Here is a 15,902-nt window from a genome sequence, read left to right as displayed (position 1 = left end):
AATCAAATCAAATCAAATCAAATCAAATCAAATCAAATCAAATCAAATCAAATCAAATCAAATCAAATCAAATCAAAAACTAATCCAAACTATTCAGATATGATACTTGTTTAAGAAAATCTTTTAAAGGCATGGGGCATCCCCATAAATAGCCTTGAAACTCCGTGCAGCCATTGTTTTTAAAAGCGCTAAACTATTCAAACTCGATCGATTTATTTATAGTATTAATTGTTTTCACTGGAAGTGCATCAAATAGGGTTGAAAAATAGTTCATTTTAGACCAAGTATGAACATTACCAATAATATACAAACGACTCTTAGCTCGTGTCACAGCAACATTTAATAAATTTGGAGTTGAAGAAGCCCACGCTCTAGCCCCTTCTCCTATACGTTCTTTTGCTGTTCCTAACACAAGAAATACGATATCAGCCTCTTTGCCCTGAAAAGTATGCACAGTACCACATTCAACACCTATTAACCCTTCATCTTTAATACGCTCTTTACATGCTTGAATAACTTTTCTAAAAGGTGAAATTACATATATTTTCTTTTTCGAATTATCAACTGAAGCTTTGCGTCTCTCTTCAAGCTTTCTTAAAGAGTAAATCATTACATCTAGTTCTTCAGAATTAACAGGGTGTGTAAAATCTATTGAGTCCACATTGAACCATGTACTGGCTCCTATGTCATAGGCCATATCTACAGCTTTAGGATTTCCTGCACTATCGACACGTCCCTGAACCATTTGACCAGCATAAGCAATACTATTTGCAATAGAAAACATAGGGTCATCACAACGACGATGCGTTCTTAATGGCATGCCAGTCCAGATTCTCGATTGGTCATCACCACTACCATTATCGATCCATGAACCCAATGGTGTTATTCGGTCAGCAAGGGTTTGTACAGATTCAAATACTGGGGACCAAGATAAATCCACATCATGTTGTTTGCGGAAGATCTCAACTACGCTATCTGGTAACGTAAAGACAGGTTCAACCTGTAAAGGATCACCAATTAAAATAGCTCTTTTGCTTCGCCAAATTGCACCTGCTGCCGATTGAGGAGTAGCTTGACCCGCTTCATCAATTAATAACCAACCTAGACTATCTTGTCCCAAGCCAGCAAAAAGCCGACTAAATGAAGCCAAAGTTGTTGAGACAACAGGAACAACAAAAAATAAGCTGTCCCAAATCAATGGACGATCCTCATAGGACAACCCTTTAGCATTCCCTGATAACATTTGCCCAACCATTCTTAAATTACTTAAAAATCGTTTGGCATTAGATAAAATCGTTAGTTTATATAGTTCTATTGATTTAATAAAAATATGGGCCCGAGTATCATCTATAATTTCCGATGTATTTACTGAAGCTCGATGTAACTCTTCAAACGTTAATTTCCAGAAATCAGGGCCAATCAGATGTTTTACACCTAAAGTTTGTATTGCCTGAAGATCATGACTCAATCTCTCGTATTCTTGTCTTATCTTAATGAGTTCATCATTTAACTCTAATAGCTCTTGTTCGCAGATTTTTATCGTTTGATTTCTTAAAGTCTTCTCATAAATTAGATTTTCATACCGTGAAGTGGTTTCTTGCAATGATAAAGTCACCTCATTAATCCGCTTATCATAGATTTCCATGCGGTGAGTCCGATAACCAAATAGTGCAAATAAACGATCCCATAATCGAGGTCCATGTGAAATATGGATTTGCTCTAATATCTGTTGTTTAGACTGCATTAAGATAGACTGATCTTGTAGTTCACTTTGTATTTGATGAAATACATTTTGATGTTCATTTAATTTTTTATTCTTGAGCTTAATCGTTTGCGTTAAGTTTTCTTTCGTCTCCCTACATTCTAAAATCGCCAGTGACGCACGCTCTGCTTTCATTAAAATTGAACGCTTTTGCTCCATTAGTTCAATTAATTCAAGAAGTTCATTCTTTGCTTTATGCCACTCTTGTCGATAAATATCGGTACGAGGAATAGCATCTTCCAGTATTTGTTTCATCGATACAAATGAATCTTTACTATCCTCATCATCACTCTCAGTAACATGATCTTCTTTAAAAAATGCACGAGCAAAAGATCTACGGTTAGTACTATTACCTAGAGCAGCAGCAATTATCCCCCAAGTAGGAATTATTGCTTGATTTTCATCTAGTACTTTTTGACTATCAAATACCCCCTTTATGACCTCTGGAAAATATAAAGAGTTTGATCTGTACCTCTCATCTAATTTACCAAGTGCAGGTAGCTCCTGTGAAATATTTTTTACAGCATTATTATTGTTGCTACTCACAACTATTGACGTATCACGTACCAACTCCTCTACAATTGGAGAAAACATTCTACCCATGAGTTGAATAGGCTTTTTAAATATGGCATCAGGTGTAGAAAGTACCGAGATCCGCTTAGCTCTATCAGTAATAACGGTTGCAATAACATCACATAGTAAAGTTGTTTTTCCTGTACCTGGCGGCCCATTTACACCAATAATCCCGTCTTGATTACCCAGTAAATTTCCAATATGAGCAACAACTGCTTGTTGAGCTAGCACTAAAGGTTTATCTGGTGAAGCGGGCCAACGGGTAATAGGTAAATGAGCAGCGCAGACAAGCTTCCCCATAACTTCATGATTTTTTAAAATATCTATTCTTTCATGATGAGTAATGGAGGGTCCAAGATATCTTGTTAAGGCTTGTCCAAATGCGTGATTAGACTTGCTCTTTTTCAGCATTTGATCAAGATCATCTAAATAAAATGAATTAAGGTAATTAACCTCTTGCTCGACATTCTCTATTATTTTTTTTCTTGGCAATTGTTTAGTGACAACAACAAACCGCCAATCTAATCCGACTTGGTCATCTTGATCAAAAATAGATCTAACCAATTCGGTCTCGCCTTCTAGGTCCTTCCAAGAACATCGATATTCATGTTTTAACTGAGATAAGCGATGGCAACGCTGAGCAAACTCCTCTTTTGCTCGAACAAGTCTTGCATTCAGATCAGTAAGAGGTTCTCCCCGACTTAAAGCTTGAGTCCCATATACGTAACTGGCAGGCATATAACTATCCTCACTTAAACGACCATTTTCGTTTACAGTAAAAGATGCTAACCAACCAGTGCCAGAAATTCGTTCACGTTCTTTATCACTTAACTCTTGCCTTACAATCTTTCGTAAAACAAGTCGAGTAAGGTCTTCTTGATCAGCAACACCAATATAAACGGTATGCATATACATATGTTTTGATGTTGGTTGATACTCCGCCTTATCCCAAGGTAATTGCTCACCAACCCTTAAAGTTATTATCTTTGTAAATTTATTACTATCTTTTGCTATTGGAGCCGAAGGGATCGTGAAAATTTCTAAATCGCGCCAAAATGAAAGAATTTGGCTAACTTCAGTACAACTATGATTAATCTTCTTATTATTCATGTAAATTCTCAGTAAACACTTATTTCCCAATTTAACAGCATGGTAGCATTCGTGGTCGACAAGCAAATTAATTCAGCTCTGGAAAAACCCGCGTTGAGTTTGTGCTGTCCATCAATGCGTTGTAAAAAGACTTGGATATTTAAAAGTGTATTTGAAAATTGAAAATACACAGCACGGTGTTGGGAAAGAAAACCCAAACACTCTAAAATCCGATATATGTTATTAAGCATTTTTATTTTTAAACTCAGTCATCATCGACTTCATTCTATAAAAAATAGACAGATTTGTCTATTTTGAAAAAATATTCATAAACAACTAATTAATAAAATTTTATTTTAAAAAACAGTACTCAATTAAAAAACTTACTGATATTATTTATATCAAGAACAGTCGTGATTTAAATATCTAGTAAAAATTAAAAATGATCTTGGCAACAAGAATTCTGTTATTTACTGAGGTTTCGAATTTTGCTTTAGATCCAAACAAATGTAAATTCACAAAGTTAAAAATTAGAGTCACTAAAAATGATCAGTTGGAACTTGAATAGTTTAAAAAGTCCAGACCAGATAGGAATGGGTCTTATGAATTCCACAAAACCTGAATTTCTAAGCATTCAACTTAGCCATACAAAATATATCTAATTACATTTAAAAACACTTACCTACATATAGGTGTTTACCACATTTTAACTTAGGTAAAAATTTATTGAATTTATAAACGATACATTAAGTTAATTCAAATCATTCAGATGTGGTACTTGTTTAAGAAAATCTTTTAAAGGCATCGGGCATCCCCATAAATAGCCTTGAAACTCTGTGCAGCCATTGTTTTTAAAAGCGCTAAACTGTTCAGCAGTTTCAATTCCTTCTACTAACACTTGTAGGTTCAAATCTAGTCCAATTTTAATAATACCAGTGACTAATTTATTACTACGTTTATCATCCAAAGCTGCTTGTACAAAGCTACGATCAATCTTGATTTGTCTAATGGGCATCTTCTGTAAATAGCTTAAAGATGAATAACCTGTACCAAAATCATCAAGAGAAAGCTGAATTCCATTTTTAGACAAGAAATGCATTTTTTCAATCATGCTTACACAATTCGTTAAAGCAATATTTTCAGTGATTTCTAATATGAGTCGAGATGGATTTATCTCATACTGCTGAATCAGTCCGATCACACTCTGCTCAAAGTTTGGTTGCATGAAGTGATCAGCACTAATATTGATTGAAAGGGTAAGATCTTTGGTCTCGTCTTTTTTACTCCAATCTTTTAAAACTTTGCAGGCCTGAGCCAATACCCACTCCCCAATCTCTGGCATTAATCCAAAAGTTTCAGCCGCGGGAATAAAATCTTTTGTGGGAACATAACCTAAAACAGGATGTTGCCATCGTAATAAAGCTTCTGCGCCAATTAGTGTTTCAGAAGCATTAATTTGCGGTTGATAAAAAAGCTCAAATTGTTCTTTTGCCAGTGCTAAACGTAGGTCTTGCACCATGGTGTTTTCTGTTTGTATCTCTAATTGCATGGTGTAAATTGAAATACAAATCATGAGCGTAGCGACACAAGTTGCAATCCATCCACCATGGTCACGAATATCTTCGGGCAAAGGTATAGCGCTATCAAGATTAAAAGAGCTGCCACTAAAAAATATAAAGCACCCGATCGACAATAGAATTAAAACAATTTGTAAAAAGCTTGGATTTCTACGGTAATTTAAATACCCCAATATCGCCCCAGCAGGTAAAAACAATTGAGCAACCTGCGGACGGTCATTTGTAGCTACATCAAAAAATAAGCAAAAAATGACTGGAAAAACAAGCAAAACGACTTGAGATAAAAGAATGCCCGCTGAAACACGGTTTATATAAATGAGAAAAAGACTAAATATGGAGATCAGTGTAAAAAAGATGTCCATACCAACAATCAACCACATTTGAGAAAATGCGAAATATATGGTCCAAAATAAACAAAAAATAATGCAAATAAAAATATTCGCTTTTGCTGCGATTGTAAGCTGCTGATCCTTTACGGCGCGGTAATTTTTCTGACGTTTTTTAAAGTAAGACGAAGCTATCATAAATAAATCAACCGTAAAATATTTCTTCATAGACCCCCATCTTGATCATTGATTTTCCTTTTCAATATTCACCAATAAAACTTCATGTTTTATTCCCTTGTTCTTTATATGATTCGACTTGAGATCAGTGTTGTTTTAATTGTGGTGGTACAGTCCAGTTGTTTAATTGAATGATGTTGCTTTTTCAATCACCCTATAATTTTAAAGTATTATTCCCTAACGATACATGCCTCAGCGACTAAGGTACAGGCTTTAAATAGTGAAAAATTAGAACATTACCATTTTTAGAATATATCGTTTCAATGATTGATATTAATAATAATTATCATTACTATTTAAGAATATCTTAAATGTTTGTTTAATTGTGCTACTCATTACCAATTTGTGGGCTCCTCTGCTATGAACCTGAATGTAGATAAACAAGTATGGTTTAGCCAAATTTACCGTTCTCAGCAAACCACGCTCTTGTCATGGTTTAAACATAAACTTCAGCATCATCATCAATCTGAAGACCTGAGTCAGGAAGTGTTTTATCGTGCTTTAAAAAGTGAATATAGTTTTAAACAAATTAAAGAGCCACAAGCATGGCTAATGGGAATCGCCAAGCATGTCATTATTGACCATTGGCGCCGTCAACATATTGAAAATCTCTATCTCGATGCCCTACAACATCTTCCAGAAGAATATTATCCCTCTGCCGAACATGAAGTTTATATTCAAGAAACCTTGTATCAGGTTCATTTAATTTTAGAAAAACTCCCCACCCGAACGGCTCAAGTGTTTTTGATGTCGCAACTAGATGGCATGACTTATCGAGAAATTAGTGAAAAAATCAATATTTCTGAGGCCACAGTAAAAAGAGATATGAAACAAGCTTTTTTGGCATGTATAGACCTCTATAATTAAACCCGTTAAACGCGCTTAAATTGCTACCCTATGTCAGATATTACGAAAATCCCTCACCATGTTTTAGATACAGCCGCAGATTGGTTGGTACTTTTGCATTCAGGGGAAATGACAGCGTTACAACAGCAACAGTTTGAGCAATGGAAAGCTGAAAAAAAAGAACATCAATTAGCACTCCTGCAAATGGAAAAATTTAGTCATGGCTTAACAAACCTTGCAGGTAACTTCCCTTCTGAAGCTTTGGTTCAGTCCAATCAAAAATTTAATCTCGCTGCTAAACGCAATATGCTATTAAGTCTTTCGGGCTTAGCCATTGTTGGCTTGTCGGTATATTTCATCCCTTGGGAAAAATGGCAGTCCGACTATCACACCAAAGTGGGTGAAATTAAAAAAGTATCGTTAAAAGATGGTTCACAACTCATTATGGCAAGTAATTGCTATATCGATATAAATTTCACGCAAGAGACACGTCAAATAAAATTAATTGATGGCGAAATCTATATTGAAACGGCAAAAGATGCTCAGCATCGACCATTTATTGTCGAAACAAAGAATGGTTCGGTAGAAGCCTTAGGAACTCAATTTTCAGTGAGACAAGAAAATAGCGAACAAACAAAAGTTAAGGTTTATAAGCATGCAGTAGCCATTGAGCCAGAGAACTCATCTAAACGGCAGATTCTAAAACAAGGCCAGCGTGCTTTTTTTGATGAAAAATATATTTCAAAATCGCTTCCACTCGATAACGATCAGCCATACTGGACCCAACAACTTTTGGTCGTAGATCAATGGCCACTCCAAAAAGTGTTGGATGAACTATTCCGCTATAAAAAGGGAACCTATAGCATTGATCCGGAATTGAAAGATATTAAGATTTCTGGCGTGTTTTCTCTAAAAAATCCAGATCAAAGCTTAGAAACTTTGGCCTATAGCCATCAACTTGAACTGACCTATTACAGTCCTTATCTGTTAAATATTAAAAAAAGATAAAAAAACATGACCCTTTTTTTGATCTGATTCGACTTATAGAGAAATACACTCTCTGTCGAGAAGACCACATGAAGGATTATCAAGCAAAAAGTAAATTGGCTTTGGCTATACGTGCAGTGCTGTGGTGTACGCCATTGGTGGTCACGGCGCTTACCACAACTTCTGCTTACGCTGCGCAAACTTATCGCATTTCAATTAATCAAAGCACACTTGATCAGGCCATTAAGCAACTAGCGATTCAAACGGGTACAACCATTAGCTACGATAATGCGAGCCTTTCAAAAACAAAAAGCAAAGCGCTTAAAGGGAATTACGCTGTTGACGATGCTTTAAGCCTGCTATTACAAAATCAGCCATTTGAAGCTGTTAAAGTCAACAATGGCGGCTATAGCATTCGAGTGAAATCTTCTCCCGCTCCGATTGAACCCAAAGTCTTTCAGTTGGAAACAATTAAAACCAAAGCAAATAACAATAATGAATTTGATACGGCAGGCGGTGAAGCAGGTACAGCCCATTTAGCAACAATTCATGTTAATGCAGATCATGGCGAAAACCTAACAACCGAAGGTTCTGGTTTATATACGGCGAAAGCCACCACTGCTTCTACTGGCTTAGCATTAAGTCTGAAAGAAACGCCTCAATTGGTCAGTGTAATCACCAATCAACAAATGAAAGATCAGAACCTGACACAACTAACCGATGTGGTAAGTCAGGCGGCAGGCCTCTCAATTAAACAAGGCGGAAATATTGGTAGTGATAATTCCCCTATTTACGCTCGCGGTAAAGAAGTGGATAGTTATTTACTCGATGGCGTGAAGCTCATGAGTTCATATTCAAGTATTTTCCAAAGTCAGGACATGGCTTTATTTGACCGTGTAGAGGTTGTGCGAGGTGCAAATGGCTTAATGACAGGTGCTGGAAGTGCAAGCGCAAGTATTAATCTGGTCCGAAAAAAACCATTACAGGACTTTAAAGCTTCGGTGAGTGCTGACATCGGTTCTTGGGATTCTTACCGTACCGATATTGATGTTTCCACACCACTTAATGAATCTGGGACTATTCGTGGTCGTACCCTGTTTGCCTACCAAAAATCAGACTCCTATATCGACCGTTACAACGAAGAACGTAAAGTTGCTTATGCAGTCGTAGAAGCTGATTTAACCGACCGAACCAAAGGTAGTTTAGGTGTCAGTTACCAACAAATTGACATGACTGGCGTTGCTAGAGGTGGTTTACCTAGCTTTTATACTGACGGGAGTTTAATCGACTGGTCACGTTCAGATTCAGCGGCAGCGAGTTGGACGGGTTCTGACCGTTCTACTACATCTTACTTTGCAGATATTGAACACCAGTTTAATGACCGCTGGAAATTAAAAGGTGTGGTGTCTAGAACCATTACAGATTCTGACGAAATTGTGGGCTATACCTACTCAAGTAAAGGAATCGATAAGGCCACAGGTAGCGGGGCGATGTTGTATGCAACTCGCTGGGATTATCGTCCTACTCAAGACTTATTTAATTTAACTTTAAATGGTTCATTTGATTTGTTTAATCAAACTCATGATGTAGTACTCGGCACAACCTACACAAAAAGTAAAAATAAACGTCCTACCTATTCGGGCTGGAATAACACAGTTGACGATAAAATGACATGGGATGGAACTCTAAAAAATATTTTTGCTTGGGATGGCAGTACACCTAACCGCCCCGAAACAAAAATAGATGGCTGGTACAGCGGAGATGACCGTAGCCAATCTATTTTTGGTGCTGTTCGTCTTAAAGCAACCGATAATCTTGCAGTCATTTTAGGCACTCGAATTGAAGACTGGGAGCGCGTAACGGGCAACCATTCAAATGCTAACAATAAGACCACCTACACAACACAAGAAGAAAGTGGCAAAGTCATTCCATATGTCGGTGTTACCTATGATTTCACTGACAACTGGACTGCGTATGCAAGCTACACCAATATTTTTTCACCACAAGATAAAAAAGCCGTTACAGGCGAATACATTGATCCATTAATAGGTAATAGTACCGAGCTGGGCATTAAGGGTGAGTTTTTTGATAATCAGTTAAATGTTGGCGCTGCTATTTATCAAACAAAAGAGGACAATACAGCAATTGCATTAACCAATGTATTTGCCCCAGATGGTTCTCAAGCATATCGAACAGAATCTGGCACAAAAAGCCGCGGCTTTGAAATTGAAGCGACAGGTAAGTTGACTGATTTATGGCAAGTTTCCACAAGCTTTAGCCGTAACTTATCAAAAGATAGCCAAGACAACCGATTAAATACCGGTGTGCCAAATAACACAGCCAAACTGTTTACCACCTATACCCTACCTTATCTTGATGAAGCTCTTACCATTGGGGGCGGCATTCGTTGGCAAAGCAAAATTTATGAGAAAAATGCAGTCTCTGCAACGGGTCGATTTACTCAAGAAAGTTACGCTTTAGTCGACTTAATGGCACGTTATAAGGTGAATAATAATCTTATGCTCAACTTCAACCTTAATAACTTATTTAATGAGAAATACCATTTAGCCACTACAAATAGCTATTACGGCGCTCCAACCAATTTTCGAGTGGGTGTGAAATATGAGTGGTAAATAAATTACTCGACTTTTAAAGACCTTACTTCAGAGGCAAATAATGTTCTTCTGGAGTAAGGTTAAATCTACTTAATAAGCTGGACTAGAATATTTTCGCCTAAGCTCAGGCTATAATATTAGACATGCTCTATTATTTTATTTATTTCTCATATGAAGAATACGTTTTCTGACAGCAATCAAATTAGACAAGTGTCTAGCTTCCCTGAACTTATAAATACAAAGTTTCAAGGAGAGGCAAATGCGATGTGTTGGTACAGAAACTTGGTTGGTGACTTTAAAGAAATTGTGAATAAACTTCATTTAAAAGAAAATATTACAGAAGTTACTGTTGAAGACCTTTTAGCGCTACAGCTTTCAGAACAAGGCGATCTAGCAAGGAAAACTATTTTAGAAGATATCGAGCAGTTAACTGAATTTGGTGCATCACCTGTACTTAATTTACTTAAACATTATGAACGCGATGAAGAGCTAGATTTCATTTCAACAGACGTATATTCATTTCATGTTGATCGCTCCCCTATTGAAACCGATACTTTTTTATGTACCTATCACGGCGCTGCTAGTGATATTGTTTCCAATGATCAGGTTGAACAAAAAGTTTTAATTCCAGAAATTAGAGAAAAGCTCAAAGCATTACATGAAGGCCCAGATGCTGAATTTGAAGCTTTCTTGGCAGAGTATTTTTTTGATTTGCATTATCAGCCTAAATCTAACGCCCAACCTGTAAACTTAGGCACAGGACATTTGTGGCGTTTGGCTGTAGACCATCCTACACAACAGGTTTTACCTTGTGTTCATCGGGCACCTGCTGAAAAGGATGGCGAGTATCGGTTGCTGTTGATTTGTTAAATGTTTCGGTGTTTCTCATATTCATCATTATTTTTTCTACTCTTAATATATGACATTCACACGAACCCAATCTTCATACTTGGTTGCCTGAACATTGGTACTTGATGTAATTGCCCCATGAATAGGAATATTTTCTTTCATTCCTGTTGCGACTCCTGAACGTATTTTACTTCCCGACCCTCCCCAAATTTGGGTATGACCAGCATCTTGATACAGTACATATGCAACAGATGCTGTGCTTGCAGCAGATTTAAGTTCAAAATTATTGTCTGAAGTTACAGCTAATTGATACGGTGTATTTTGACTACATTGGACAGATACATCCGTTCTTGCACCAGCAACTGGCTGAGAGCGAACAACTGAACCAAAATCTAAATTTCCTTGAGTGGAAACATCACACGTTTCTACAATGGTTAAACTGACCTTCAATGATGTAGATGTATTTCCGGCATCTGCACTATTTATTATCAGCATTCCCATAAGAGAAAATAAGGCGTATTTAATGACTTTCATTTCTTCTCCTTATATTTTCGTTCTAATATCTATTCGTCTTTATATTGTTATTTCTCTGTTCTTACTAAAGAAACAGTTTCAGGATCATTTAGTTATAAGACTTAATATTAGGCAATGTCAATCAATACTAAACACATGATTTCCATCTTATTTTTATAAATTGTGATGAATTACACGCAATCTAGTTAATTTTAAAAGTAGTTGATGTTTTTTATTTCTTTTAAGCACATATTTTGTCAACATTGATCACCATGTATACCAGCCTACTCGCCCTACTTCTAAAGATTATTAATAATCTGATCATCGGCTTTTAAGGCCATATTTAATAATTATGTCCATTATCGCAATTGCATAAATAAATTGATCAAAATAATATCTTGAGAAATAGATTATAACTTTACATATTATTTATCTTATTGATTCAATATAAAGAAGATTGTGAAGTTAAATTTAAAATGAATCATTCTGGCGATTAAAGCCACCCGTTTTTAATTAGAGAAACTATTGATATGAAAAAATATTTATTATTACTTTTACTCAGCTTTTATTCGATTCATTCATTTGCTTCAGACAAACTACATGGCAGTGTTTGGAAAACAATTGATGATGCAACCAATGAACCCAGAGCACTGGTAAGATTTAACGAAGATAAAAATGGTAACCTCTCTGCTAACATCGAAAAAATACTCGTTCCGAGTGAAGCCAATAAATGTACGATGTGTGAAGGTACCTACAAAAACAAATCTTTAATTGGTTTAACCATCGTCAAAAATTTAAAAAGTGTAGGTCAAAATAAATATGACAAAGGATCTATCCTCGACCCACAGTCAGATAAGACATATCGTTTTAGTGCAACAATGTCACCAGATGGGAGCAAACTTATCGCTCGTGGATACATTGGTATCTCTGCAATTGGACGGAACCAAACATGGTATCGAATTAAATAAGCTTCGAGGTCTTTAAAAGACTTTATTTATAAATTGCATGTTTTTTTGACTTAATCCTTTATCTCAAGAGCCATGCAATTTTTTCAAAATTGTCTGAACATTCTTAAGACTTTTTAAAATATTCTCGAGGTGTTACACCAAAAGCCTTTTTGAATGCATGGCTAAAATGTGAAAAATCAGTAAAACCATAATCTAAAGCTACTTCAGAAATGCTAGCCACCCGACCACTTTTTAGTGCATCACGACTTGCTATTAAACGTTCAGACCAAATGACTGACATGACTGTCTTTTGATGTCTTGCAAATGCCCTACTCAATGTTCGTGTTGATACACAATGTGTCTGTGCAATCTTTTCTAAGTTAAGTTCAGGATTTTGTAAATTTCTTAAAATAAAACTCATCGCTTTACTATATAAATCCCGCTCAATATTTACCTTAGCAATATCCTGTACTTCTAAACTTAATACCAATAACTCTAAAGCTGATTTAGCAAAGCGTTCAGCAAAATCTATGTTGGAAAAATCAAATGCTTGATCTACTGATTGACGTAGCATCTCACGTAAAGGAATAATTCCAGGCCGAGTTTCATCCAAAACTTGAGCAGTTAAATGTTCAATATTAGGAACACGATTGATTAATAAATAACGAGGTATTCGGATTAAGTGATTTTTGTTTCCAGCTAAATTGAACTGAAAGGTTTGTGCAGCATCGTATAGCATGAGGCTATTATTTCGGTATTGTGTTGTTCTGCCACCTTGGGCTAATTGTCCACAACCATTTTCCATAAATCCAAGCCACAAATCATCATTTGGCCCAAACCGTAGATGCTTTTCGGTGCGCTCCCAAAAGTGCATAGTTGATGAAACAGTGCATATATCTATCAAACCAAGCTGACGTACACTTAATTCACCATTAAAAGATTTTTCATCTTCAGGCTTGCTTTGAGCTGGAATACAGTGCCGTAACACAACATCATTCCAATATTCGAAGCGTTCAGATGCATTTATATCTTGAGTTGAATAATGAATCGGATTTAATGACTGATAATGATTCATGGCAATTTAATCCCTTATACGACTACGCAAGATGTCAAAAAATATGTTCTTGCTTTCATCAAGCAACTTTCATACCACTACTCTTCTAATATCTCTTTGCACAGTTAAAGTCTTTTCCATAAGACCTGTTTGTTTTATTCATCTACTTATACTTTTTACATGCTGATGGAGCAATCCTGCAACATCAACAGCTCACTATAAATTAAACGATATATTTTTTTTGATCAAATTAAAACCTGTCTTTTTTAAACAAGCGATTGTCCATTCTGACCAAGTTTCGTTTTATGCCTTGCGTAATATCAATATAACAACGGTGCTCCCCCAACATAAACAACCGTTAAAACAACGCCTAATTGTTTTGATTAAGGCAATACGATTTTGCGATTGAAACACTGCAATAAGAGATGTAGGAGAAAGGAAATGGAATCAGCAATCGACAAACATCTAAAATGTCCTCGCACACTTAGCCGCCGAATTCATGATGAATATGAACCCCCATTTGCCATGTGGGTAGCTCGGGCTGATGCAGATCTTCAGCAAGTTGTGATGGCTTATTTAGGTATACAGTTTAAACCAGACCAAAAAGCTGCGGCTGTAAAAGCGATGCAGCACATCGTAAAAAGTTTTGGTTTAGAAAACGGACCATTAAACTACGATATAACACATCATACTGATAATCAGAACTATGAAAATTATATTGTGGTTGGTTACTGGCGTGATCCCGCTGCCTACTGTCAATGGGCACGTTTAGCAGAGGTCAATGACTGGTGGAATTCAGATGAACGTCTAAATGATGGCATCGGTTATTTTCGTGAAATTGTTTCACCACGGGCTGAACAATTTGAAACCTTATATGCATTTAAAGAAGATTTGCCTGGTGTGGGTGCGGTCATGGATCGTATCAGCGATGATATTCAAGAACATGGATATTGGGGATCAGCACGAGAACGCTTTCCGGTTTCACAGACAGATCGCATGTTAGCCAACGGCGAATTACAGATACTTTCAGGTGATCCTCAAAAAGGTGGACGTGTAGTCGTACAGGGCCATGACAATATTACGTTAATTCGTTCTGGTCAGGATTGGGTCAATGCAGATGAACAAGAAAGAGCATTATATTTTAATGAAATGCTGCCTTCATTGCAGGATGGCATGGATTTCCTTCGCGATGAAGGCCAATCTGTAGGATGCTATAGCAATCGTTTTGTTCGCAATGTTGATCTGGACGGTAACTTACTTGATATCGCTTACGATATAGGTTACTGGCGCTCATTAGATAAATTAGAACGCTGGGCAGAATCACATCCCACACATCTCAGAATTTTTACCACTTTCTTTAAAGTTGTTACCGGCTTACAAAACTTGAGACTTTATCATGAAGTTTCAGTCAGTGATGCCAAACATCAAATATTTGAATACATCAATTGCCACTCCCAAACAGGCATGATGCGGGACGCACAAACCACCTAAATAACCCTAAAAATTATTTTATTTCACAACAATACAGGCACAGTCTGACTGTGCTCATGGCTGGTTATTGCCTAAAGGAAATGCAAATGAATTCAAAATATTATAAATATTACATGATGTTAATAGCCCTACTGGCTGCATATGCTGAAACACATGGGGCTGAAGTGATGTCAGGTGATTATGAGCAAGCTCCCGGTGGCCTAACTCTCGGTGCAATATATTATCAACATGCCACGACCGATGCACTTTATAGCAATGGTTCAACTGCCGCAAAAGATATGAAAGTCGAATCAAACATAGGAATCGCAAGGATGATCCATGTATTCGAACTCAGCGATCGCGTCACCATTGAGCCACAGTTCTTATTACCATTTGGTCGCGTTGAAGGCAAAGACAATGCCAGCGGACTTGGAAGCACCTCTGGTATAGGAGATCTTGTTTTAACCGCTCCTGTCCGCTATCGCTTAAATGATGCTAAAGATGTTCTTGCAGGAACGCTTTATCTTAATGCTCCGACCGGAGATTACGACAATGATAAACCATTAAATTTGGGCAGTAATCGCTGGAAATTTGATTTACAGGGTGCATATGTTAAACATTTCACACCAAACTGGGCATTAGATCTGGTGGGTGATGTGGTCTTTTACACCAATAACGACAACTACGGAGCAAATTCTGACACCCTTAAACAGGATATCTCGTTTGAAACACAAGTCATGGGACGCTATATGCCAAATGCTACAACCTCTTTGGGTTTAGGCATCGGGCATAACTGGGGTGGTGAAACCAAAATCAATAATGTTTCACAAGATAACTCAACCGAAACCACCAACATTCGCTTTGCTATTAGCAAATTTATGACGCCTAAAGACCAGTTCGTAGTGCAACTGGGACGTGATCTTTCAGTAGATGATGGCCTTAAAGAAGATTTTCGTCTGAACTTGCGTTATTTACGCATTTTTTAAAAGTTAGCCCCTATCAGGATAACTGCTCATGTTGTCCTTTTCGAACAATTGTCTGGCGCTTTAAATCAAGT

General features: G+C 36.8%; 11 protein-coding genes and 1 pseudogene. 7 read left to right on the top strand and 5 right to left on the bottom strand.

Annotated features, from left to right (window positions below; translation table 11 throughout):
* Positions 1 to 79: 79 nt before the first annotated feature.
* From RMB13_RS21805 to RMB13_RS02500, 3 genes and pseudogenes are all read right to left on the bottom strand, one after another.
* Positions 80 to 193 (bottom strand): annotated as a pseudogene (locus tag RMB13_RS21805) (diguanylate cyclase); the annotation flags it as partial.
* Positions 194 to 3,445, bottom strand: coding sequence for an AAA domain-containing protein (locus RMB13_RS02510; RefSeq protein ID WP_311084334.1), 3,252 nt, complete (start codon positions 3,443 to 3,445; stop codon positions 194 to 196).
* 730 nt (positions 3,446 to 4,175) lie between these two features.
* Positions 4,176 to 5,555, bottom strand: a complete 1,380-nt coding sequence (locus RMB13_RS02500; protein WP_311084333.1) for an EAL domain-containing protein — start codon at positions 5,553 to 5,555, stop codon at positions 4,176 to 4,178.
* 369 nt (positions 5,556 to 5,924) lie between these two features.
* Here RMB13_RS02500 and RMB13_RS02495 point away from each other — a divergent pair, with 369 nt between their 5' ends.
* The 4 genes from RMB13_RS02495 (at position 5,925) to RMB13_RS02480 (ending at position 10,882) form a co-directional block, all read left to right on the top strand.
* Positions 5,925 to 6,431 carry a sigma-70 family RNA polymerase sigma factor gene (locus tag RMB13_RS02495; RefSeq protein WP_004642252.1) on the top strand — a complete coding sequence of 169 codons (507 nt, stop codon included), beginning with the start codon at positions 5,925 to 5,927 and terminating at the stop codon, positions 6,429 to 6,431.
* A gap of 30 nt (positions 6,432 to 6,461) precedes the next feature.
* Complete coding sequence (locus tag RMB13_RS02490; protein ID WP_311084332.1) at positions 6,462 to 7,418, top strand: FecR family protein; 957 nt, start codon at positions 6,462 to 6,464, stop codon at positions 7,416 to 7,418.
* Between the two features lie 68 nt (positions 7,419 to 7,486).
* Positions 7,487 to 10,030 (top strand): TonB-dependent siderophore receptor, encoded by a 2,544-nt coding sequence (locus tag RMB13_RS02485; protein WP_311084331.1) that lies wholly within the window; start codon positions 7,487 to 7,489, stop codon positions 10,028 to 10,030.
* A 153-nt stretch (positions 10,031 to 10,183) separates the two neighbouring features.
* The gene (locus RMB13_RS02480) at positions 10,184 to 10,882 is read left to right on the top strand and encodes a DUF1826 domain-containing protein (protein WP_311084330.1); all 699 of its coding nucleotides are present in this window, start codon (positions 10,184 to 10,186) and stop codon (positions 10,880 to 10,882) included.
* Between the two features lie 42 nt (positions 10,883 to 10,924).
* On the opposite strand, the gene RMB13_RS02475 is transcribed toward RMB13_RS02480, so the two are convergent.
* Positions 10,925 to 11,395, bottom strand: a complete 471-nt coding sequence (locus RMB13_RS02475; protein ID WP_311084329.1) for a spore coat U domain-containing protein — start codon at positions 11,393 to 11,395, stop codon at positions 10,925 to 10,927.
* Between the two features lie 509 nt (positions 11,396 to 11,904).
* Here RMB13_RS02475 and RMB13_RS02470 point away from each other — a divergent pair.
* Positions 11,905 to 12,342 (top strand): DUF2147 domain-containing protein, encoded by a 438-nt coding sequence (locus RMB13_RS02470; RefSeq protein WP_017390310.1) that lies wholly within the window; start codon positions 11,905 to 11,907, stop codon positions 12,340 to 12,342.
* A 103-nt stretch (positions 12,343 to 12,445) separates the two neighbouring features.
* On the opposite strand, the gene RMB13_RS02465 is transcribed toward RMB13_RS02470, so the two are convergent.
* Positions 12,446 to 13,396 carry a helix-turn-helix domain-containing protein gene (locus RMB13_RS02465; RefSeq protein WP_311084328.1) on the bottom strand — a complete coding sequence of 317 codons (951 nt, stop codon included), beginning with the start codon at positions 13,394 to 13,396 and terminating at the stop codon, positions 12,446 to 12,448.
* A gap of 420 nt (positions 13,397 to 13,816) precedes the next feature.
* On the opposite strand from RMB13_RS02465, the gene RMB13_RS02460 reads away from it, so the two are divergent.
* Positions 13,817 to 14,866 (top strand): phenylacetaldoxime dehydratase family protein, encoded by a 1,050-nt coding sequence (locus RMB13_RS02460; protein ID WP_311084327.1) that lies wholly within the window; start codon positions 13,817 to 13,819, stop codon positions 14,864 to 14,866.
* Positions 14,867 to 14,952: 86 nt separating this feature from the next.
* Positions 14,953 to 15,831: a transporter gene (locus RMB13_RS02455; protein ID WP_311084326.1), complete on the top strand. Its 879-nt coding sequence runs from the start codon at positions 14,953 to 14,955 to the stop codon at positions 15,829 to 15,831.
* The last annotated feature ends 71 nt before the right edge of the window (positions 15,832 to 15,902 follow it).

This window comes from Acinetobacter sp. V102_4 (assembly GCF_031799005.1).
Taxonomy (GTDB): Bacteria; Pseudomonadota; Gammaproteobacteria; order Pseudomonadales; family Moraxellaceae; genus Acinetobacter; species Acinetobacter calcoaceticus.
This window is presented reverse-complemented; position numbering and strand designations above follow the sequence as displayed.